Here is an 18,248-nt window from a genome sequence, read left to right as displayed (position 1 = left end):
TCAGGTATCCAGTAACGTACGGGCAACGGCCTGCAGTTTACGGGTGAGCGGCCCGGCCGGCCAGTCGAGGTTGAGCGCTGCGAACGTACGCACGGGCCAAATTCCATACACGCTGTTGCAGACGAACACCTCGTCGGCCGCCTCCAGATCGGCTTGCACAAGGTCGCCGGTCCGGACTTCGATACCCAGCGCCGGTGCTTCGTCCAGCAGCGCAGCGCGCATGACGCCTGCCACGCCGCAGCGGCTCAGGTCGGCAGTCAGCAGCACGCCGTCGCGGACCAGGAACAGATTACTGTAGACCCCTTCGATCAGGTGCCCCTGCACGTCACGCATCAGACCCTCGGCACAGGCAGAGTCTTGCCATTCGGCGCGAGCCATTACCTGCTCCAGGCGATTGAGGTGCTTGAGCCCGGCCAGCAGCGGTTGCTGCGCAAGACGGGTCTGGCAGTCGAACAGCCCGATGCCTTGCTCCGCGTTGCCCGCAGGATAAGCTGGCCTTGGACCACCCTGGAGAATACGTCGGGCCAAGGCCCCGGAGGCGGGCGCATAGCCGCGCTGGCTATCACCACGAGTGACGATCAGTTTGGCTACGCCTTCACCGAGCTGACTGGCGTAGCGCAGCAACTCGTCGTGAACAAGCGCAAGATCGATATCGATTGCCAGCCGCTGGCAACCCAGCGCGAGACGTTCAAGATGTCGCGACAGCAGGCTGGGCCTGCCGCCGCGCACGGCGATAGTCTCGAACAGACCATCGCCATAGGCCAGGCCGCGGTTCTGCAGGTTGACTGCAGTCGCCGGCTGGCCGTCGATCCAGCTGTGCATCAATCGGCGAACCGGCGGAATACCAGCGAACCGTTGGTACCGCCAAAGCCGAAGGAGTTGGAGAGCACGACATCGATCGGCATGCTGCGCGCCTGGTGCGGCACGAAGTCCAGATCGCAACCTTCGTCGGGCTCGTCCAGGTTGATGGTCGGCGGCGCCATCTGGCTGTTGATCGCCAACACACTGAAGATCGCCTCTACCGCACCGGCAGCCCCCAGCAGATGGCCGGTCATCGACTTGGTCGAGCTGACGGCCAGCTTGTAGGCGTGCTCGCCGAAGACACGCTTGATGGCCGCCACTTCGGCGATATCGCCAGCAGGAGTCGAGGTGCCGTGGGCGTTGATGTAGCTGACCTCTTCAGGCTTCACACCCGCATCACGCAGGGCGTTGACCATGCAGCGTGCAGCGCCGTCGCCGGTATCCGGTGGCGATGTCATGTGGAACGCGTCGCCGCTCATGCCGAAACCGACCAGCTCGGCATAGATGGTCGCACCACGTGCCTTGGCATGTTCGAGCTCCTCCAGCACCAGGGCGCCGGCACCATCGGACAACACAAAGCCATCACGCCCCTTGTCCCACGGACGGCTGGCACGGGACGGCTCGTCATTGCGAGTCGAAAGCGCCCGCGATGCGCCGAAACCGCCCATGCCCAAACCGCACGCCGCCATTTCCGCACCGCCGGCGATCATCACGTCGGCCTCGCCATAGGCGATATTGCGCGCAGCCATGCCGATACAGTGGGTACCGGTGGTGCACGCAGTGGAGATAGCGTAGTTGGGGCCCTGCAGCCCAAGGTGGATCGACAGGAAGCCGGAGATCATGTTGATGATCGAGCCGGGGACGAAGAATGGCGAAATCCGGCGCGGCCCTTGCTCATGCAGGGTTCGGCTGGTGTCTTCGATATTGGTCAAGCCACCGATGCCCGACCCCATGGCCACGCCGATACGCTCGCGGTTGGCGTCGGTCACTTCCAGGCCAGCATTGCGCACCGCCTGGAAACCGGCCGCCAGGCCGTACTGGATGAACAGGTCAAGCTTGCGAGCTTCCTTGGCCGACAGGTACTGCTCGACCTCAAAGCCCTTCACCGAGCCGCCAAAACGGGTGGAGTAGGCACTCAGGTCCGTGTGTTCGATCGGACCGATGCCACTGCGGCCAGCCAGAATGCCCTGCCAGGTGCTTGGTACATCAGTACCCAGTGGCGACAGCATACCCATACCGGTGACCACGACGCGTCTACGCGACACAGCACTCTCCTTTTCTAATAACAGAGTCTCTTGCGATTGCATTCAGCATGGCCGAATGAAATGGCAACAGGCTCTCGATTGCCCGGTGAATGACGCCAATGGCTCGCAAAGAAAAAACCGCACGCCGGCAAAGGCAGTGCGGTTTTTCCCGACAAGAAGCGTCGACTGAAACGTCTTAGGCCTTGTGGCTGTTGACGTAGTCGATTGCAGCTTGAACGGTAGTGATCTTCTCGGCTTCTTCGTCAGGGATTTCGGTCTCGAATTCCTCTTCCAGAGCCATCACCAGCTCAACGGTGTCAAGCGAATCGGCACCCAGGTCATCAACGAAGGAAGATTCGTTCTTGACTTCCTCTTCCTTGACGCCCAGTTGCTCGGCGACGATTTTCTTGACGCGTTCTTCGATGGTGCTCATACCTAGTTTTCACTCCTAATGGACATATGTCATGCAGCTGGCCGGTGACCAAGTTTATAGGAAGACGCCTGCTTTTCAAGCGTAACGCGCCTTCACGAGAGACACCCGGCCTGCCACCTGGAATCTGGTTGCAGCTTTATAACGGATTTTAGGCTTGCAGTATGACTGTTTTTTTAAGCAATCCGTCACATTGAGTTGCTGATGTTACATGTACATCCCGCCGTTCACCGGCACGGTAGCGCCTGTGACATAGGCTGCGCCGTCGGATGCCAGGAAGGAAACCACTTTCGCGATCTCCTCGGCCTGACCCAGGCGGCCCAGCGGAATCTGGGTCTGCAGCGCTTCACGCTGCGCTTCGGGCAGCTCGCGGGTCATGTCGGTATCGATGAAGCCCGGGGTGACCGAGTTTACAGTGATACCGCGCGAGCCCACTTCACGCGCCAGGGCACGGCTGAAACCTTCGAGGCCCGCCTTGGCAGCGGCGTAGTTGGCCTGGCCGGCGTTACCCATGGCCCCGACGACCGAACCGATGCTGATGATACGACCCCAGCGCGCCTTGGTCATGCCGCGCAGCACGCCCTTGGACAGACGGTAGAGGCTGTTGAGGTTGGTGTCGATGACATCGAACCATTCTTCATCTTTCATGCGCAGCATCAGGTTGTCGCGGGTGATGCCGGCATTGTTGACCAGGATCGCCGGAGCACCGAACTGCTCGGTGATCGCTGCCAGCACGGCACTCACGGACTCTTCGCTGGTGACATTGAGCTCAAGACCGGTACCGGTGATACCGTGTTCCTTGAGGGTCTCGGCGATACGCTGGGCACCCGAAGCGGAAGTGGCGGTACCGATTACGGTAGCGCCCTGGCGGCCCAGTTCCAGGGCGATGGCCTGGCCGATACCACGGCTGGCGCCGGTGACCAGTGCAACTTTACCTTGCAGGCTCATGCAAGTTTCTCCAGATATCAGGCCAGCGCCGCGCGGGTGGCGGCGACGGCGTCAGGGGTATTGAGGTTGTAGGTGGTAACGCCATCGGCGCAACGCTTGTTCAGGCCAGCCAGGACCTTGCCCGGGCCGCACTCGACCAGATTGACCGCACCGCTGGCCGCCAGGGTCTGCACACACTCCACCCAACGTACCGGCTGGTACAACTGCGCCAACAGGTCGCGCTTGAGTGCGTCGAGATCGGCGGCGATGGCGGCGGTGACGTTCTGCACTACCGGAATCTGCGGCGCCTTCCACTCGATGGCGTTGACCGCTTCAGCGAAACGCTCGGCAGCCGGCTTCATCAGCGCACAATGCGACGGCACGCTGACCGCCAATGGCAGCGCACGCTTGGCGCCCTTGGCCTTGCACAGCTCGATCGCACGATCGACCGCCGCCTTGTTACCGGCGATGACGACCTGGCCCGGGGAGTTGAAGTTGACCGCACTGACCACTTCATCCTCGGCAGCCTCGGCGCAGATGGCTACCACATCAGCATCATCCAGGCCGAGAATCGCAGCCATGGCACCGTGACCTGCAGGCACGGCTTCCTGCATCAGCTGGCCACGGCGCTCGACCAGGCGAACGGCGTCCTTGAGCGACAGGCTACCGGCAGCGACCAGGGCACTGTACTCACCCAGGCTGTGACCAGAGACCAGGGCGGGTTGCGCACCACCCTCCTCCAGCCACAGACGCCAAAGGGCGATCGAGGCCGTCAGGATCGCCGGCTGGGTCTTGTCGGTTTGATTGAGTTGTTCTTCCGGACCTTCCTGGACCAGCTTCCACAGGTCGTAGCCCAGAGCCTCGGAAGCCTCCTTGAAGGTCTCGACGATTACCGGCTTTTCAGCGCCGAGCTCGGCGAGCATGCCCAGCGACTGGGAGCCTTGACCAGGAAAGACGAATGCGAGGGATGCAGACATTGAACAAGCCCTTATGATCTTGTCGTCGGATAGGGTGCGCCCCACCAATGGCGAGGCGCGGAATCTGAAAACTTGGATGGAAACGCAGACCAAGCGGTCACATTTAACCACTTCATCGCCAATATGCCTAAAGCAACAGGTCTTCGAGACGACCGTGCAGCCGCTGCGGCAGGTTTTCCTGGATCTCGATCAGCGCGCGCTGGATGGCGCTCTGCAGGCCCTGTACGCCTGCCGAACCATGACTTTTGATGACGATCCCCTGCAAACCGAGAAAACTTGCGCCATTGTGTCGCGCCGGTGCCAGGTCAGCCTGCAGGCGCCTGAGCAACGGCATCGCCACCACCCCGGCCGCACGAGAAAACAGCCCACCCTTGAACAGCGCCTCTATACGCGCACCGATCATGCTCGCCAGCCCTTCGCTGGACTTGAGCAGGATATTGCCGACGAAGCCGTCGCACACCACCACATCGGCCTCGCCGCGATACAGGCCATCGCCTTCGACAAAACCGATGTAGTTCAGCCCACGGGCATTGTGCAACAGACTGGCCGCCAGTTTGACCTGCTGGTTGCCCTTGATATCCTCGGTACCGACATTGAGCAACGCCACGCGCGGTCGCTGGATCCCCAGCGCCTGAGCCGCCACCGACCCCATCACGGCGAACTGGTAGAGGTTCTCGGCACTGCAATCGACATTGGCCCCCAGGTCGAGCAACTGACAATAGCCAGCCTGGGTCGGAATCGCCGCCACCATGGCGGGGCGATCGATGCCCGGCAGCGTCTTGAGGACAAAGCGCGACAGCGCCATCAGCGCCCCGGTGTTCCCGGCGCTCACACAGGCCTGCGCCTTGCCGTCACGCACCAGCTCGAGGGCGACGCGCATCGACGAATCAGGCTTGCCGCGCAACGCCTGCGAAGGCCGCTCGTCCATGCCCACCACCTCGCTCGCCGCGACAATTTGCAGGCGCGCACGATCGGCAGCTGCAAGGCCACTGACAAGTTCTTCAAGGAGAGAGGGTTGACCGACGAGGGTCAGGTGCAGCGAGGGGGTAGCCGAAAGGCAGGCAATGCTAGCCTGGACAATGCTGCGGGGACCGAAGTCCCCGCCCATTGCGTCGATCGCGATGATCTGAGCGGACAAGGATTACTCGTCAGCGCCCTTGTCGATCACTTTGCGACCACGGTATACGCCTTCTGGCGAAACGTGGTGGCGCAGGTGTACTTCACCGGTGCTCTTCTCTACGGACAGCGCGTTTTCCGACAGGGCGTCGTGCGAACGGCGCATGTCACGGGCAGAGCGGGATTTTTTGTTCTGCTGAACAGCCATAATTGATTAACTCCTAAACGTTTGGGTCACGCTTTAACTGCGCCAAGACACTGAACGGGTTGGACCGCGATACCTCGTCCTTGCTCGATTCGGGCTCGTCTGCGCCCGCCGGCTGCTGGCATTCTTCCGGATGGTGAGCAGGCACGATGGGGAGGGCGAGCAAAAGCTCCTCCTCGATCAGCGCCTGCAGATCCAAAGGATCTTCGCCCAGTTCCAGCACGTCATAGCCTTTCGGCAACGACTGGGTATTCGCACCCTCCTTCACCACGGCATAAGTACATTCGCTGTGGATCGGCAGGGTGACCAGCTCAAGACAACGCTGGCAAACCATTTTGACTTCGACATTCAGATCGCTGTGGATAACCACAACGTGCTGCTCGTCTCGCTCAAAATCGAACTTCGCCTGCACCGTACCGACATTATCGGAAAGCGGGTCGCAGAGTCTTTCCAAATCAGCGAGTTGCAGCGAACCTTGGAGGGTTACGCCACGATCGGCTAATTTGCGCGGGTCAACGTGAGGTGGAATCGGGTCATTCAACATAGGCGCAGCATTCTAGGGATGCCCCCCGCCCCTGTCAAAGGAAATTAGGCGGCATCACGCATGTTAGAATCGGTTCAATTGCGAAGGAGTCTACCATGCTTCCCCTGCTGCTTGCTTCAAGCTCCCCCTACCGGCGCGAATTGCTCCAGCGCCTGCGCCTGCCTTTCACCTGGGCAAGCCCCGATATAGACGAAGGGCGCAATGCCGAGGAGCCGGCCACCGAACTGGTTCGCCGCCTGGCCCGACAAAAAGCCGAAGCCCTGGCGAACAGCCATTCGCAACACCTGATCATCGGCTCGGACCAGGTCGCCGTGCTGGGCGAGCAGATCCTTGGCAAGCCACACACCTTCGAACGCGCGTGCGAGCAATTGCTGGCTGCCAGCGGCCAGCAAGTCACTTTCCTGACCGGCCTCGCCCTGCTCAACAGCAGCACAGGGCAATGCCAGGTCGACTGCATACCATTCACCGTAACCCTGCGCGAACTGGACCGCGAACGAGTCGAGCGCTACGTGCAGGCAGAGCGACCATTGGACTGCGCAGGGAGCTTCAAGGCGGAGGGATTGGGGGTGACACTGCTCCAGAGCACCCACGGCTGCGATGCGACAAGCCTGATCGGGCTTCCGCTGATTCGCCTGGTAGACATGCTGCACGCAGAAGGTGTGCAGCTACCCTGAAAGACGGGGCTGCCCGGCAGCCCCACTCATGAATCAACGCAGGGATGGCCCCTGGAAGCCCATGTACATGGCCAGACGCTCGGCGACGCTGGCACCGATACGCTTGGAGAAGCGATCGAACGGCGATTCCTGCACCGTGAAGTCCACCAACTCCTTCTCGCCGACAATGTCACGCGCCACATAGCTGGCACTGCCCAGGCCATCGATCAAGCCTAGCGCCTTGGCCTGCTCGCCCGACCAGATCAAACCACTGAACAGCTCGGGATGCTCCTTGTCCTTCAGACGCTCACCTCGCCCCTGCTTCACCATGGCGATGAACTGATTGTGCGTGGTATCCAGCACACCCTGCCAGAACGCTGTCTCTTCAGGTTTTTGCGGCGAGAACGGGTCAAGGAAGGCCTTGTGCTCACCAGAGGTATAGGCACGACGCTCGACCCCAAGCTTCTCCATGGCGCCGACGAAGCCGTAGCCGGCGGCAGTTACACCAATGGATCCGACCAGGCTGGCCTTGTCAGCGTAGATCTCGTCCGCCGCACTGGCGATGTAGTAGGCGCCCGAAGCACCAAGATCAGTGATTACCGCATACAGCTTGATTGCCGGATATTCAGCACGCAGCCGACGAATCTCGTCATATACGTAACCCGCCTGCACTGGGCTGCCGCCCGGACTGTTGATGCGCATCACCACAGCCTTGGTCTTGGCGTCCTTGAACGCCTCACGCAGGCTCTTGATGATGTTGTCGGCGCTGGCAGCCTCCTGATCGGCAATCACCCCGCGCACTTCCACCAAGGCGGTATGATTGGCACTGCGCGAAGCCGTGCTCTCCATATCCATCAGCGGCGAGAACAGGAACAGGAGACCGAACAGGTAGAGAAAGGTCAGCAGCTTGAAGAAGATCCCCCAGCGCCGCGCACGACGCTGCTCCTGAACACCCGCCAGGAGCGTCTTCTCGAGCAACTTCCAGCTCTTGCGCTCCTCCTTGTCCTGCGCTGCACCCTCGGACTCAGGGGCTTTCCACTCGTCAGCCATGCTCACCTACCTTGGAGTTGAAGCTGCGCGGGACCAGCCAGCCACTCACGCAACTGTGAAAAATGCTCGACGCACACCTGCGGCCCGAATTCGCTCAGCGCCTGCAGCGACATCGCGCCATACCCCACCGCAACCGAGTGCATGCCTGCATTACTGGCCATCTGCAGATCGAATGCCGAATCTCCGACCATCAGCGCCCTGCCAGGTTCGACCCGGCAATGGGCGAGAATTTCCTCAAGCATCAACGGATGGGGTTTACCGCGGGTTTCATCAGCGGCCCGAGTGATATCGAAATACCCTTCCCAGCCATTGGCTTTGAGCACCCGGTCGAGCCCACGACGCGCTTTGCCGGTGGCCACCGCCAGACGATAGCCCTCGCTACGGAAGGCTTCCAGCGATTCCACCACCCCTTCGAACAGCGGTGAGGGCTGCTGATCCAGCGCCGTGTAGATATCTGCATAGTGCTGGCGAAAAATCTCGAGCTGCCGGGCATCCAGATGCGGATAAAGCACCGAGATCGCCTCGCTCAGGGCCAGGCCGATAATGCCCTTGACCGCAGCGTCGGCACTGGGAGCCTCGCCGGCACGCTCGGCAGCGGCATTCATCGCTTCGACGATGCGCCCGATGGAGTCGGCAAGGGTGCCATCCCAATCGAAGATCAGCAGCTCGTAGGGTTTGCTCATGACAGGTCAGGTCGCACTCAGGCGCTCCACGGTCTTGGCCCACATCTCGTCCACCGGCGCCTCGAGCTTCAATTCGCCACCGTCCGGCAGGGGCACGGTCAATGCATAAGCGTGGAGGAACAGGCGCCTGCCCCCCAGATCACGAATTTCGCGGGTGAAGTCTTCATCGCCGTACTTGCTGTCACCGGCGATCATGTGCCCGGCATGGAGCGTGTGCACACGGATCTGGTGGGTGCGACCGGTAATCGGACGCGCCTCGACCATCGTGGCGAACTCACCGAAGCGACGCAGCACGCGGAACAGCGTCAACGCCTCCTTGCCCTCTTCGTCTACCTCGACCATGCGTTCGCCAGAGCGCAGGTTGCTTTTCTGCAAGGGCGCATTGACCTGCTTCTTCGACGTTGGCCAGTGCCCACGCACCAACGCCATGTAGCGCTTGTCGACGCCATCACCGCGCAGCGCTGCGTGGAGGTGACGAAGCATGCTGCGCTTCTTGGCGATCATCAGCAGGCCCGACGTATCGCGGTCCAGCCGGTGCACCAATTCGAGCTCCTTGGCATCCGGACGCAACTGGCGCAGCGCCTCGATCACCCCGAAACTCAGGCCACTGCCACCGTGCACGGCAATACCGGCGGGCTTGTTCATCACGATCAGCGCCTTGTCTTCGTAGACGATCGCCGCCTCCAGCCGCTGTAACAACCCCTGCGCCACGGGAGCCGGCTCGTCGCGCTCGGGCAATCGGACAGGCGGCACGCGCACGATGTCACCAGCCTGCAGCTTGTATTCGGGTTTGATGCGCCCCTTGTTCACCCGTACCTCACCCTTGCGCAGGATGCGATAGACCAGGGTCTTGGGCACGCCCTTGAGGGCCGTGATGAGGAAGTTGTCGATGCGTTGGCCGGCAAGTTCCGGCGCGACTTCGATCAGCTGAACGCCGGAAGTCGGGGGATTATTGGTCGTCATTGCTGGATCATAACAATTTTTTATGGAATTGAAGCACTTAATGATTACTGCTATAGTCGCGAACGCCGCCAAAAGCGGTAGGTCAGTACCGCACGGTTTCGAACCGGCCCTGACCAACGCAATTCTCGAGGACGCGAGGCCGTCCGACGGGGTTTTCGCCAGTTTACCGAAATGCCTGGAATCGCCACCAGCGCCGAGCAGAGAAGAACGAAAAAAAACGACAAGTGCGGTGTTTCACCTCCCTCCTGTTCTTTTTCGCATGCCCCTGCCCCGCCTCGTCGCTTCCGTGCAGCGCCTGGCGAATGCTTCGGAAATACCTGCCTTGGACATGAATGGCGCCAGCCCAGAATCTGCGCTGGCGAAAAATGCAACCCGTTGCGGATTCAGCGCGCGGCAGCACCCGAATTATCAGGGATACGTGCAGGGTGGAGATGTACAGCCCGGACCGTACAGCACGGCCGGCCACCGGCCCACTGTAATGGCCCGGCGAGCGGAACCGGTGTTTGCAGATGCCCCAGAGGCGTCCACGGCCCTCGGCTGATTCCTCCTCCTGACTGAGTGCGATAGGCACCGCAGCAAACAGGACGCGTCGTCGCGACAACGGCAGGCTGGGCAACCGGCTGGTGCCGAACGTCGTTGGACACGGGGGTGGCACGCCACCCTTTGCGCACCTTGGCACCGACCATGAGAAGTCGTGTGTGCCGAACGCCGTTTCCGGCAGCCCGGAAACCGACGGTACAACATGAAAAGAATGCTGATTAACGCGACTCAACCCGAAGAGTTGCGTGTAGCCCTGGTGGATGGCCAACGCCTCTACGACCTGGATATCGAGTCCGGCGCGCGTGAGCAGAAAAAGGCCAACATCTACAAAGGCAAGATCACCCGCATCGAACCCAGCCTCGAAGCCGCCTTCGTCGACTTCGGTTCCGAACGTCACGGCTTCCTGCCGCTGAAGGAAATCTCCCGCGAGTATTTCAAGAAGTCGCCTGAAGGTCGGGTGAACATCAAGGAAGTGCTGAGCGAAGGCCAGGAAGTCATCGTCCAGGTCGAGAAAGAAGAACGTGGCAACAAGGGCGCGGCCCTGACCACCTTCATCAGCCTCGCCGGCCGCTACCTGGTCCTGATGCCGAACAACCCACGCGCTGGCGGCATTTCCCGCCGCATCGAAGGCGAAGAGCGCAACGAGCTGCGCGAAGCCCTCAACGGCCTGACCGTTCCCGGCGACATGGGCCTGATCGTGCGCACGGCCGGCCTGGGCCGCAGCAGCGAAGAGATGCAGTGGGACCTCGACTACCTGCTGCAACTCTGGACCGCCATCAAGGAAGCCTCCCAGGATCGCGTCGCGCCCTTCCTGATCTACCAGGAAAGCAACGTCATCATCCGCGCCATTCGCGACTACCTGCGCCAGGACATCGGTGAAGTACTGATCGACAGCATCGATGCTCAGGAAGAAGCCCTGACCTTCATCCGCCAGGTGATGCCGCAGTACGCCAGCAAGGTCAAGCTGTACGAAGACAGCGTCCCGCTGTTCAACCGCTTCCAGATCGAAAGCCAGATCGAGACCGCCTTCCAGCGTGTGGTCGACCTGCCGTCCGGCGGTTCGATCGTCATCGATCCGACCGAAGCCCTGGTCTCCATCGACATCAACTCGGCGCGCGCCACCAAAGGCAGCGACATCGAGGAAACCGCCCTGCAGACCAACCTGGAAGCGGCTGAGGAAATCGCCCGCCAGCTGCGCCTGCGTGATATCGGCGGCCTGATCGTCATCGACTTCATCGACATGACCCCGGCCAAGAACCAGCGCGCCGTCGAGGAACGCGTTCGCGAATGCCTCGAAGCCGACCGCGCCCGCGTCCAGGTCGGCCGCATCTCGCGCTTCGGCCTGCTGGAGATGTCTCGCCAGCGCCTGCGTCCGTCGCTGGGCGAAAGCAGCGGCATCGTCTGCCCGCGCTGCTCGGGCACCGGCATCATCCGTGACGTCGAGTCCCTGTCGCTGGCGATCCTGCGCCTGATCGAGGAAGAAGCACTGAAAGACCGTACCGCCGAGGTACGCGCACAGGTGCCGATCCCGGTAGCCGCCTTCCTGCTCAACGAGAAGCGCAACTCGATCACCAAGATCGAACTGCGCACCCGTGCACGCATCATCATCCTGCCGAACGACCACCTGGAAACCCCGCACTTCGAAGTCCAGCGCCTGCGCGACGACAATCCGGACGTGCTGAACAACCAGTCGAGCTACGAAATCGCCACCAGCGAAGCCGAGGAAGCGCCGCAACCAACCGCTACCCGCACCCTGGTTCGCCAGGAAGCTGCAGTGAAGACCGCTCCGGCTCGCACCAACGCCCCTGAGCCTAGCCCGAGCGAAGAAAAACCTGCTGCAACCGCTCCAGCGCCTGTCGCCGCGCCAGAGCCAAGCCTGTTCAAGGGCCTGGTCAAGTCGCTGGTCAGCCTGTTCGCCGGCAAGGAAGAACCCGTCGTCGCTCCCGCCGCCACCCCCGAGAAGCCGACCACCGAGCGCAGCCAGCGCAACGAGGAACGCCGCAACGGCCGTCAGCAGAGCCGCAACCGCAATGGCCGTCGCGATGAAGACCGCAAACCGCGTGAAGAGCGCAGTGAGCGCACCCCACGCGAAGAGCGCCAGCCACGCGAGGAGCGCGCACCTCGTGAAGAACGTGCACCACGCGAAGAACGTGCACCTCGTCAACCACGCGAAGACCGCCGTGGTAATCGTGAAGAACGCGTCCGCGAATTGCGCGAGCCACTGGATACTGCCCCGGCGGCCCGCGAGGAGCGTGCTCCACGCGAAGAGCGCGCACCTCGCGAGGAACGCGTAGCCCGCGAAGAGCGCGCACCCCGTGAGGAACGCGCACCACGCGAAGAACGTGCCCCACGCGAAGAACGCGCACCTCGTGAAGAGCGTCCGGCCCGTGAGGAACGCGCACCACGCGAGGAGCGTGAAGAGCGCGCACCACGCGAAGAACGCCAACCACGCCAGCCGCGCGAAGAGCGCCAGCCACGTGCCGCCGAACAGGCTGCCGAGGCGAGCGAGGAGCAACTGCCTAACGAAGAACTGCTGCAGGATGAGCAGGAGGGTGCCGATGGCGAACGCCCTCGCCGCCGCTCCCGTGGCCAGCGTCGCCGCAGCAACCGTCGTGAGCGCCAGCGCAATGCCAATGGTGAACTGATCGACGGCGATGATGAAGCCGGCGAAGAGCAGCAGCCACAGCAGCACAAGGCCACTGAGCTGGGTGCCGAACTGGCCGCAGGCCTGGCAGTCACCGCTGCCGTTGCCAGCAGCAATATCAGTGCCGACGCCGAGGCCCAGGCCAACGAGCAGGCCGAGCGCGCCACCGCCACTGTCGTGGAGGCCGACGACCGTGAAGTGGTTCAGCCCGCCGAGCCGGCCGAGGTTGTCGCCAAAGCTGAGGAAGTCGCGATCGCGCCTGTCGTCGAGCAGCCGGTCAATGCGCCTGTGACCGTGGTCGAACCAGGCATCGAGCCTGTCGTCGAAGCGCCTGCACAACCACAGGCCGAAGTGGCCACCAGCGAGCCTGCGCCTGCAGTCGAAGCGCCAGCCACCGAAGCACCGGCCGTGGAAGCGAGCGAAGCGGAGAAAGCACCGATTGCTGAAACTGCCGTAGAGCAAGCACCCGCTGTCGAAGCCGAAGTGATCGAGCCTGTCGTGGTCGAGCCAGTGGCTGTCGAGGCAGCACCGGTCGTCGCTGAAGCAACCCCTGCCGAAGAGCCTGCCCCTGCTGTAGCTGAAACTGCTCCGGCCCAAGAGCCGGCTGTCGAAGAAGCGGCCACCATCATGCTGCCGAACGGCCGCGCGCCGAACGACCCGCGTGAAGTGCGTCGCCGCAAGCGTGAGGCTGAAGCCGCTGCCGCTGCTGCTGCCGCAGCCCAGGCTGCCGCCGAAGCTGCCCCGGCACTGGAAACCACCGAGGATGAGCACAAGCCTCACCACGGTTGATTCCAGCAGTTGAATGAAAAACCCCCGCCAGTGCGAACTGGCGGGGGTTTTTCTTTATCGCTCAAAACCCAGGAAAGCCGGGCCAGCCTGGTGGTGGCGATCAGTACAGATTTGGCTCCATCTCCAACTCGACGCCAAACCGTTCAAGGATATCCGCCTGGATTCGCTGCGCCAGAGCGTGCAACTGTGCGCCACTCGCGTGGCCGTAATTGACCAGCACCAGCGACTGCAAGCGATGCACACCAGCATCACCCTCACGGTAGCCCTTCCAGCCCGCCTGCTCGATCAGCCAGCCTGCCGCCAGCTTGACCTGCCCCTCAGACTGGGGATAGGCGACCAGACTCGGATAACGTGCGCGAATACCCTCAGCCAACTGCACCGAGACCACCGGGTTCTTGAAGAAGCTGCCAGCATTGCCCAGCTCGGCCGGATCCGGAAGCTTTTCGCGACGAATACTGCAGATGGCATCGCTGATGGCCTGTGCAGTCACCTCCTGCACGCCCTGCTCTTGCAAGCGCTGTCGAACCGGCCCGTAGTCCAGGTGCGCACGCAATGTACGGCTCAGCACAAAACGCACACGCAGGATCAACCAACGGCCCGGGTTGCGCTTGAACACACTGTCGCGATAGGCGAACGCACACTCGTTCAACGTGAAGTCACGCAACTGGCCGGTCTCACGGTCCAGAGCGGTCAAGCCTGCGAACACATCCTTGATCTCGACCCCGTACGCCCCGACGTTCTGCATCGGTGCCGCCCCGACCGTGCCGGGGATCAGGCTGAGGTTCTCCAGCCCGCACAGGCCCTGCGCCAGGCTCCATTGCACGAACGGATGCCACGGCTCGCCTGCCTCGGCCTCGATCACGACACGCTCGCCATCGTCACTGAGGATGCGTCGGCCACGACTGGCCATGTGCAGTACCAAGGCATCGACGTCGCGGGTCAGCAGCAGGTTGCTGCCGCCGCCGACCACCAGCACCGGCAACTGCCGTTGCGCAGCCACTGCCAGAGCCTGGCGGATTTCATCGTCGTCATGGGCCAAAGCGAGGTAGCGCGCCTTGACGTCGATACCGAAGGTGTTGAACGGCTTGAGCGATACACGCTCCTGCCACTGCGCTGTCATAACCGCCCCTTGATTTCCACGACCAGCTCGCGACAGGCCGCTTCGATCAGGTCCAGCACCTGCTCGAAACCTTCGGCACCGCCATAGTAAGGGTCCGGCACCTCATCCAGCATCGCGCCATACCTGCGCAGGAACAGGTCGAGCTCGCCGCGAGCATCCTGCGGGCGTAGCGCCTGCAGGTTACCCAGATTGCTCTTGTCCATGGCCAGGATCAGGTCGTACTCACCGAAGTGAGCGGCCTTGACCTGCTGTGCGCGCTGGCGCGACAAGTCATAACCCCGTACCAGTGCAGCCTTGCAGGTACGGCTGTCGGGCGCCTTGCCCACGTGCCAGTCTCCGGTCCCTGCTGAGGCCACGTGCACGCGCTCTGCAAGCCCTGCAGCCTGCAATTGGTGGCGCAGAACACCCTCGGCGGTGGGTGAACGGCAGATATTGCCCAGGCAGACGAACAATACGCGCATCAGGCCTCCAGCAAGCGCCGTACGCGCTCCAGGTCTTCAGGGGTATCGACACCCACTGCCGGCGCTTCGATGGCATCCTCGACATGGATACGCACGCCGTGCCAAAGCGCCCGCAACTGCTCCAGCGCCTCGGTCTGCTCGAGCCAGCACGGGCCCCAACCGACGAAATCCTGCAGGAAGCCGACACGGTAGGCATACATGCCGATATGGCGACGATACGGCACCCCTTCCGGCAACAGGTCGCGGCCTTTGGCGAAGGCATCGCGCGCCCATGGCAGCGGCGCACGGCTGAAGGTCAGGGCAAGGCCGTTCTTGTCGCTGACCACCTTGACCGCGTTGGGGTTGAACACGCTTTGCGGCTCGTGGATCGGCTCGGCCAGGGTTGCGATACCCGCCTCGGGGTGAGCCGCCAGATTGGCGGCCACCTGATCAATGATCACCGGCGGTATCAACGGCTCGTCGCCCTGCACGTTGACCACGATGGCGTCTGGCGGCAAGCCCAGATGCGCGACCACCTCGGCCAAACGGTCGGTACCCGACTCATGGTCGGCACGCGTCATCAGCACTTCGGCGCCAAAGGCCTGGCATGCTTCGAGAATACTGGCATCGTCGGTAGCAATGACTACACGTGAGGCACCGCTCTTGAGGGCCTGTTCCCAGACATGCTGGATCATTGGCTTGCCGGCGATCGGTAGCAACGGCTTGCCTGGCAGGCGCGTGGAGCGCAGCCTGGCAGGAATCACCACAGTGAAATTCAGGCTCATTTGTCCAGGCGCTCGTCGTCGCTCAGGGTGCGCGCCTCGCTCTCCAGCATGACCGGGATGCCGTCGCGGATCGGATAGGCCAGGCCGGCGCCCTTGCTGATCAGCTCGGTCTTGTCGGCGCTGAGCTTGAGTGGGCTTTTGGTGATCGGGCAGGCCAGGATATCGAGCAGTTTGGTGTCCATGGAGGTGTCCTTGAGGCCGGAGGCCGGAAAGTGGAAGTGATTCAAGGCAGCAGACGAGCGAGCTGCGCATCGAACCAGGCGACGAAGGATGGAGACGGTTCGGCATCAACGGCCAGGTACCACCAGTCGTCACCTGCAAAGTCACGGCATTTCACCGCGTCCTTTTCAGTCATGACCAATGGCAGCGGTGGCTCGAATGCCAGGCTCTGGGCATCGAACTGCGCATGGTCGGCGAAAGGGTGCGGCACGGGCTGCCAGTTTAGCCCTTGCAGGGTGTTGAAGAAACGTTGCGGGTTGCCAATGCCAGCCACGGCATGCAGGGCCTGACCGGCAGGAAAATGCTCGAGCGGACGACGCTCGCCGGTCCGTAGATTGACCAAAGCACTCGGACGCAGACCAAACGCGAATCCACGCGGCGGATCGACGGTCGCACCGTTGTGCAGCACTGCACCGACGTCATCCAGGCGCTCGACCGGCTCACGCAACGGGCCGGCCGGCAGGCATCGGCCGTTGCCGAGACCACGGGCCGCGTCGATCAGCACCAGCTCCAGGTCGCGCGCCAGCCGGTAATGCTGCATGCCGTCATCACAGAGAATCAGGTCCAACGGCTCGCTGGCCAACAGCGCTTGCACGGCACGGGATCGGTCAGGGTCGATCATCAGCGGCACGTCGGTACGCTGCACGATCAGCAACGGTTCGTCTCCGGCCTGCGCAGCGCTCTGACTGGCGCGGACCCGCCAGGGGAAATGAGGCGGCTTGGCGCCATATCCACGACTGACCACGCCGACCTTCAGCCCCAGGCTTCGGCAATGCTCGATCAGCCAGAGGATCATGGGCGTCTTGCCGGTCCCCCCGACGGTGATATTACCCACCACGATGACCGGCACCGGAGCCCGATAGCTGGCGCTTTCGCCACTCAGGAAACGCGCACGCTTGCGCGTCACCACCCGCCGGTAAAGGGCCTCGAGCGGGCGCAACAGCCCCAGGGCGGGATGGCCTTGATACCAGGCGGCGAGCAGGCGATCGGTGAAAGCCATCAGGGCGTCCCCGGAGCCGCCTCGACGGTGGTCATGCGCAGGTGGCTGAAGCCGAGCTTGCCGGCAGCATCCATCGCAGTGATCACCGCCTGGTGCGGGGTCTTGCCATCGGCACTGATCGCCAGAGGCAATGTGTTGTCGCCCCCCGATTCGCGCTCAATGGCCTCGGTCAGGGTGGCCAGGTCGCTCTTGGGCAGCAGGTGGTTGTTCACCGAATACACGCCATCGGCGCTGATCGTCACCTCCACTAGCTTGCCATTCTGCTCCGCGGCCGGTGCGCCGCTGGCGGCCTCGGGCAGCTCGACACGCAGTTGGGTCTCGCGGGTGAACGTGGTGGTGACCACGAAGAACAGCAAGAGCACGAACACCACATCGATCAACGATGCAAGGTTGATGTCGACGTTCTCGCGTTGTCGATTGCGCCGGAACTTCACGCCTTGCCTCCGGCCACCTCGACCTCGCGGTCGCCCTGCAGCACCTCGACCAGCTTGATCGCCTCCTGCTCCATGCCAACCACCAGCTCATCGATGCGGCGCAGCAGGAAACGGTGGAAGAATACGGCGGGGATACCAACCATCAGGCCCGCTGCGGTGGTCACCAGCGCCTTGGAAATACCCCCTGCGAGCACCGCGGCGTTGGCAGTCATCTGCGAGCCCATGAACGCACTGAAGATGTCGATCATGCCAAGTACAGTGCCAAGCAGGCCGAGCAACGGAGCCATTGCAGCGATGGTGCCCAGGGTGCTGATGTAGCGTTCGAGCTCGTGGATGACCCGAGAGGCGGCCTCCTCGATGCATTCCTTCATGATCTCGCGGCCATGGCGGGAGTTTGCCAGGCCCGCGGCGAGGATCTCGCCCAAGGGGGAGTCGGCGCGCAGGGCCTTGAGCTTGTCACTGGTCAGTTGCTTGTCCTTGATCCACATCCATACCTGGCCCAGCAGGTGCGGCGGGGTGACGCGACTGGCGCGCAGGGTCCACAGGCGTTCGACGACAATCGCCATGGCTGCGATGGAGCTCAGAATGATCGGCAGCATCATCCAGCCGCCGGACTTGACCAATTCCCACACAGTAAGCATCCCCCTGAAAAAGGCCGCCACTCTACCATAGGCAGGCATGGGG

Annotated in this window: 20 protein-coding genes; 2 read left to right on the top strand and 18 right to left on the bottom strand. The window is 62.6% G+C overall.

Annotated features, from left to right (window positions below):
• The 8 genes from pabC to ACTYOL_RS08135 form a co-directional block, all read right to left on the bottom strand.
• The gene (pabC, locus tag ACTYOL_RS08170; protein ID WP_200603951.1) at nt 1-822 is read right to left on the bottom strand and encodes an aminodeoxychorismate lyase; all 822 of its coding nucleotides are present in this window, start codon (nt 820-822) and stop codon (nt 1-3) included.
• Nucleotides 822-2,066, bottom strand: coding sequence for a beta-ketoacyl-ACP synthase II (gene fabF / locus ACTYOL_RS08165; protein ID WP_054893074.1), 1,245 nt, complete (start codon nt 2,064-2,066; stop codon nt 822-824). The genes pabC and fabF overlap by 1 nt, the downstream gene beginning before the upstream one ends.
• Before the next feature lie 175 nt (nt 2,067-2,241).
• Entirely contained in the window at nt 2,242-2,478 is a 237-nt protein-coding gene (acpP, locus tag ACTYOL_RS08160) for an acyl carrier protein (protein WP_054893073.1), read from the bottom strand.
• 204 nt (nt 2,479-2,682) lie between these two features.
• Nucleotides 2,683-3,423, bottom strand: a complete 741-nt coding sequence (gene fabG / locus ACTYOL_RS08155; protein ID WP_054925392.1) for a 3-oxoacyl-ACP reductase FabG — start codon at nt 3,421-3,423, stop codon at nt 2,683-2,685.
• 17 nt (nt 3,424-3,440) lie between these two features.
• Nucleotides 3,441-4,379 (bottom strand): ACP S-malonyltransferase, encoded by a 939-nt coding sequence (gene fabD / locus ACTYOL_RS08150; RefSeq protein WP_112897752.1) that lies wholly within the window; start codon nt 4,377-4,379, stop codon nt 3,441-3,443.
• A gap of 127 nt (nt 4,380-4,506) precedes the next feature.
• Nucleotides 4,507-5,517, bottom strand: a complete 1,011-nt coding sequence (gene plsX, locus ACTYOL_RS08145) for a phosphate acyltransferase PlsX (RefSeq protein ID WP_081255216.1) — start codon at nt 5,515-5,517, stop codon at nt 4,507-4,509.
• Nucleotides 5,518-5,520: 3 nt separating this feature from the next.
• A complete protein-coding gene (gene rpmF, locus ACTYOL_RS08140) occupies nt 5,521-5,703 on the bottom strand; it encodes a 50S ribosomal protein L32 (protein WP_008096416.1) in 183 nt (60 codons plus the stop codon).
• 13 nt (nt 5,704-5,716) lie between these two features.
• Nucleotides 5,717-6,244, bottom strand: coding sequence for a YceD family protein (locus ACTYOL_RS08135; protein WP_081255215.1), 528 nt, complete (start codon nt 6,242-6,244; stop codon nt 5,717-5,719).
• Between the two features lie 95 nt (nt 6,245-6,339).
• Here ACTYOL_RS08135 and ACTYOL_RS08130 point away from each other — a divergent pair, with 95 nt between their 5' ends.
• Complete coding sequence (locus ACTYOL_RS08130; protein ID WP_444757762.1) at nt 6,340-6,918, top strand: Maf family protein; 579 nt, start codon at nt 6,340-6,342, stop codon at nt 6,916-6,918.
• 33 nt (nt 6,919-6,951) lie between these two features.
• Here the strand turns inward: ACTYOL_RS08130 and ACTYOL_RS08125 are convergent, their stop codons facing one another.
• The 3 genes from ACTYOL_RS08125 to rluC are packed head-to-tail and all read right to left on the bottom strand — an operon-like array spanning nt 6,952 to nt 9,593.
• Nucleotides 6,952-7,947 carry a S49 family peptidase gene (locus tag ACTYOL_RS08125; RefSeq protein WP_054893067.1) on the bottom strand — a complete coding sequence of 332 codons (996 nt, stop codon included), beginning with the start codon at nt 7,945-7,947 and terminating at the stop codon, nt 6,952-6,954.
• Between the two features lie 2 nt (nt 7,948-7,949).
• Nucleotides 7,950-8,630 (bottom strand): HAD family hydrolase, encoded by a 681-nt coding sequence (locus ACTYOL_RS08120; protein WP_054893066.1) that lies wholly within the window; start codon nt 8,628-8,630, stop codon nt 7,950-7,952.
• A gap of 6 nt (nt 8,631-8,636) precedes the next feature.
• Entirely contained in the window at nt 8,637-9,593 is a 957-nt protein-coding gene (rluC, locus tag ACTYOL_RS08115) for a 23S rRNA pseudouridine(955/2504/2580) synthase RluC (protein WP_444757761.1), read from the bottom strand.
• Between the two features lie 742 nt (nt 9,594-10,335).
• Between rluC and rne the strand changes: the two genes are divergently transcribed.
• Entirely contained in the window at nt 10,336-13,566 is a 3,231-nt protein-coding gene (gene rne / locus ACTYOL_RS08110; protein ID WP_444757760.1) for a ribonuclease E, read from the top strand.
• A 100-nt stretch (nt 13,567-13,666) separates the two neighbouring features.
• On the opposite strand, the gene murB is transcribed toward rne, so the two are convergent.
• Genes murB through ACTYOL_RS08075 form a run of 7 tightly spaced genes read right to left on the bottom strand, consistent with a single transcriptional unit; the run spans nt 13,667 to nt 18,196 of the window.
• Nucleotides 13,667-14,686, bottom strand: coding sequence for a UDP-N-acetylmuramate dehydrogenase (gene murB, locus ACTYOL_RS08105; protein WP_444757759.1), 1,020 nt, complete (start codon nt 14,684-14,686; stop codon nt 13,667-13,669).
• Nucleotides 14,683-15,147: a low molecular weight protein-tyrosine-phosphatase gene (locus ACTYOL_RS08100; protein ID WP_063543821.1), complete on the bottom strand. Its 465-nt coding sequence runs from the start codon at nt 15,145-15,147 to the stop codon at nt 14,683-14,685. Before ACTYOL_RS08100 ends, murB begins: the two co-directional genes overlap by 4 nt.
• The gene (kdsB, locus tag ACTYOL_RS08095) at nt 15,147-15,911 is read right to left on the bottom strand and encodes a 3-deoxy-manno-octulosonate cytidylyltransferase (RefSeq protein WP_153773499.1); all 765 of its coding nucleotides are present in this window, start codon (nt 15,909-15,911) and stop codon (nt 15,147-15,149) included. Before kdsB ends, ACTYOL_RS08100 begins: the two co-directional genes overlap by 1 nt.
• A complete protein-coding gene (locus tag ACTYOL_RS08090; RefSeq protein ID WP_054893060.1) occupies nt 15,908-16,093 on the bottom strand; it encodes a Trm112 family protein in 186 nt (61 codons plus the stop codon). The genes kdsB and ACTYOL_RS08090 overlap by 4 nt, the downstream gene beginning before the upstream one ends.
• A gap of 41 nt (nt 16,094-16,134) precedes the next feature.
• Nucleotides 16,135-17,130, bottom strand: coding sequence for a tetraacyldisaccharide 4'-kinase (gene lpxK / locus ACTYOL_RS08085; protein WP_065861205.1), 996 nt, complete (start codon nt 17,128-17,130; stop codon nt 16,135-16,137).
• Complete coding sequence (locus ACTYOL_RS08080; protein WP_200603956.1) at nt 17,130-17,564, bottom strand: ExbD/TolR family protein; 435 nt, start codon at nt 17,562-17,564, stop codon at nt 17,130-17,132. The genes lpxK and ACTYOL_RS08080 overlap by 1 nt, the downstream gene beginning before the upstream one ends.
• Entirely contained in the window at nt 17,561-18,196 is a 636-nt protein-coding gene (locus tag ACTYOL_RS08075; protein ID WP_028690976.1) for a MotA/TolQ/ExbB proton channel family protein, read from the bottom strand. Before ACTYOL_RS08075 ends, ACTYOL_RS08080 begins: the two co-directional genes overlap by 4 nt.
• Nucleotides 18,197-18,248: the final 52 nt, after the last annotated feature.

The sequence above is a fragment of the Pseudomonas sp. A014 genome (assembly GCF_052378495.1).
Classification (GTDB): domain Bacteria; phylum Pseudomonadota; class Gammaproteobacteria; order Pseudomonadales; family Pseudomonadaceae; genus Aquipseudomonas; species Aquipseudomonas machongensis.
This window is presented reverse-complemented; position numbering and strand designations above follow the sequence as displayed.

Bases quoted from the DNA above. Each gene is read 5' to 3' on its own strand.
- ACTYOL_RS08135 (WP_081255215.1), bottom strand. From the start codon at position 6,244: ATGTTGAATGACCCGATTCCACCTCACGTTGACCCGCGCAAATTAGCC.
- ACTYOL_RS08100 (WP_063543821.1), bottom strand. From the start codon at position 15,147: ATGCGCGTATTGTTCGTCTGCCTGGGCAATATCTGCCGTTCACCCACC.
- fabG (WP_054925392.1), bottom strand. From the start codon at position 3,423: ATGAGCCTGCAAGGTAAAGTTGCACTGGTCACCGGCGCCAGCCGTGGT.
- fabD (WP_112897752.1), bottom strand. From the start codon at position 4,379: ATGTCTGCATCCCTCGCATTCGTCTTTCCTGGTCAAGGCTCCCAGTCG.
- ACTYOL_RS08120 (WP_054893066.1), bottom strand. From the start codon at position 8,630: ATGAGCAAACCCTACGAGCTGCTGATCTTCGATTGGGATGGCACCCTT.
- rne (WP_444757760.1), top strand. From the start codon at position 10,336: ATGAAAAGAATGCTGATTAACGCGACTCAACCCGAAGAGTTGCGTGTA.
- ACTYOL_RS08090 (WP_054893060.1), bottom strand. From the start codon at position 16,093: ATGGACACCAAACTGCTCGATATCCTGGCCTGCCCGATCACCAAAAGC.
- murB (WP_444757759.1), bottom strand. From the start codon at position 14,686: ATGACAGCGCAGTGGCAGGAGCGTGTATCGCTCAAGCCGTTCAACACC.
- rpmF (WP_008096416.1), bottom strand. From the start codon at position 5,703: ATGGCTGTTCAGCAGAACAAAAAATCCCGCTCTGCCCGTGACATGCGC.
- pabC (WP_200603951.1), bottom strand. From the start codon at position 822: ATGCACAGCTGGATCGACGGCCAGCCGGCGACTGCAGTCAACCTGCAG.
- kdsB (WP_153773499.1), bottom strand. From the start codon at position 15,911: ATGAGCCTGAATTTCACTGTGGTGATTCCTGCCAGGCTGCGCTCCACG.
- rluC (WP_444757761.1), bottom strand. From the start codon at position 9,593: ATGACGACCAATAATCCCCCGACTTCCGGCGTTCAGCTGATCGAAGTC.
- ACTYOL_RS08125 (WP_054893067.1), bottom strand. From the start codon at position 7,947: ATGGCTGACGAGTGGAAAGCCCCTGAGTCCGAGGGTGCAGCGCAGGAC.
- lpxK (WP_065861205.1), bottom strand. From the start codon at position 17,130: ATGGCTTTCACCGATCGCCTGCTCGCCGCCTGGTATCAAGGCCATCCC.
- acpP (WP_054893073.1), bottom strand. From the start codon at position 2,478: ATGAGCACCATCGAAGAACGCGTCAAGAAAATCGTCGCCGAGCAACTG.
- ACTYOL_RS08130 (WP_444757762.1), top strand. From the start codon at position 6,340: ATGCTTCCCCTGCTGCTTGCTTCAAGCTCCCCCTACCGGCGCGAATTG.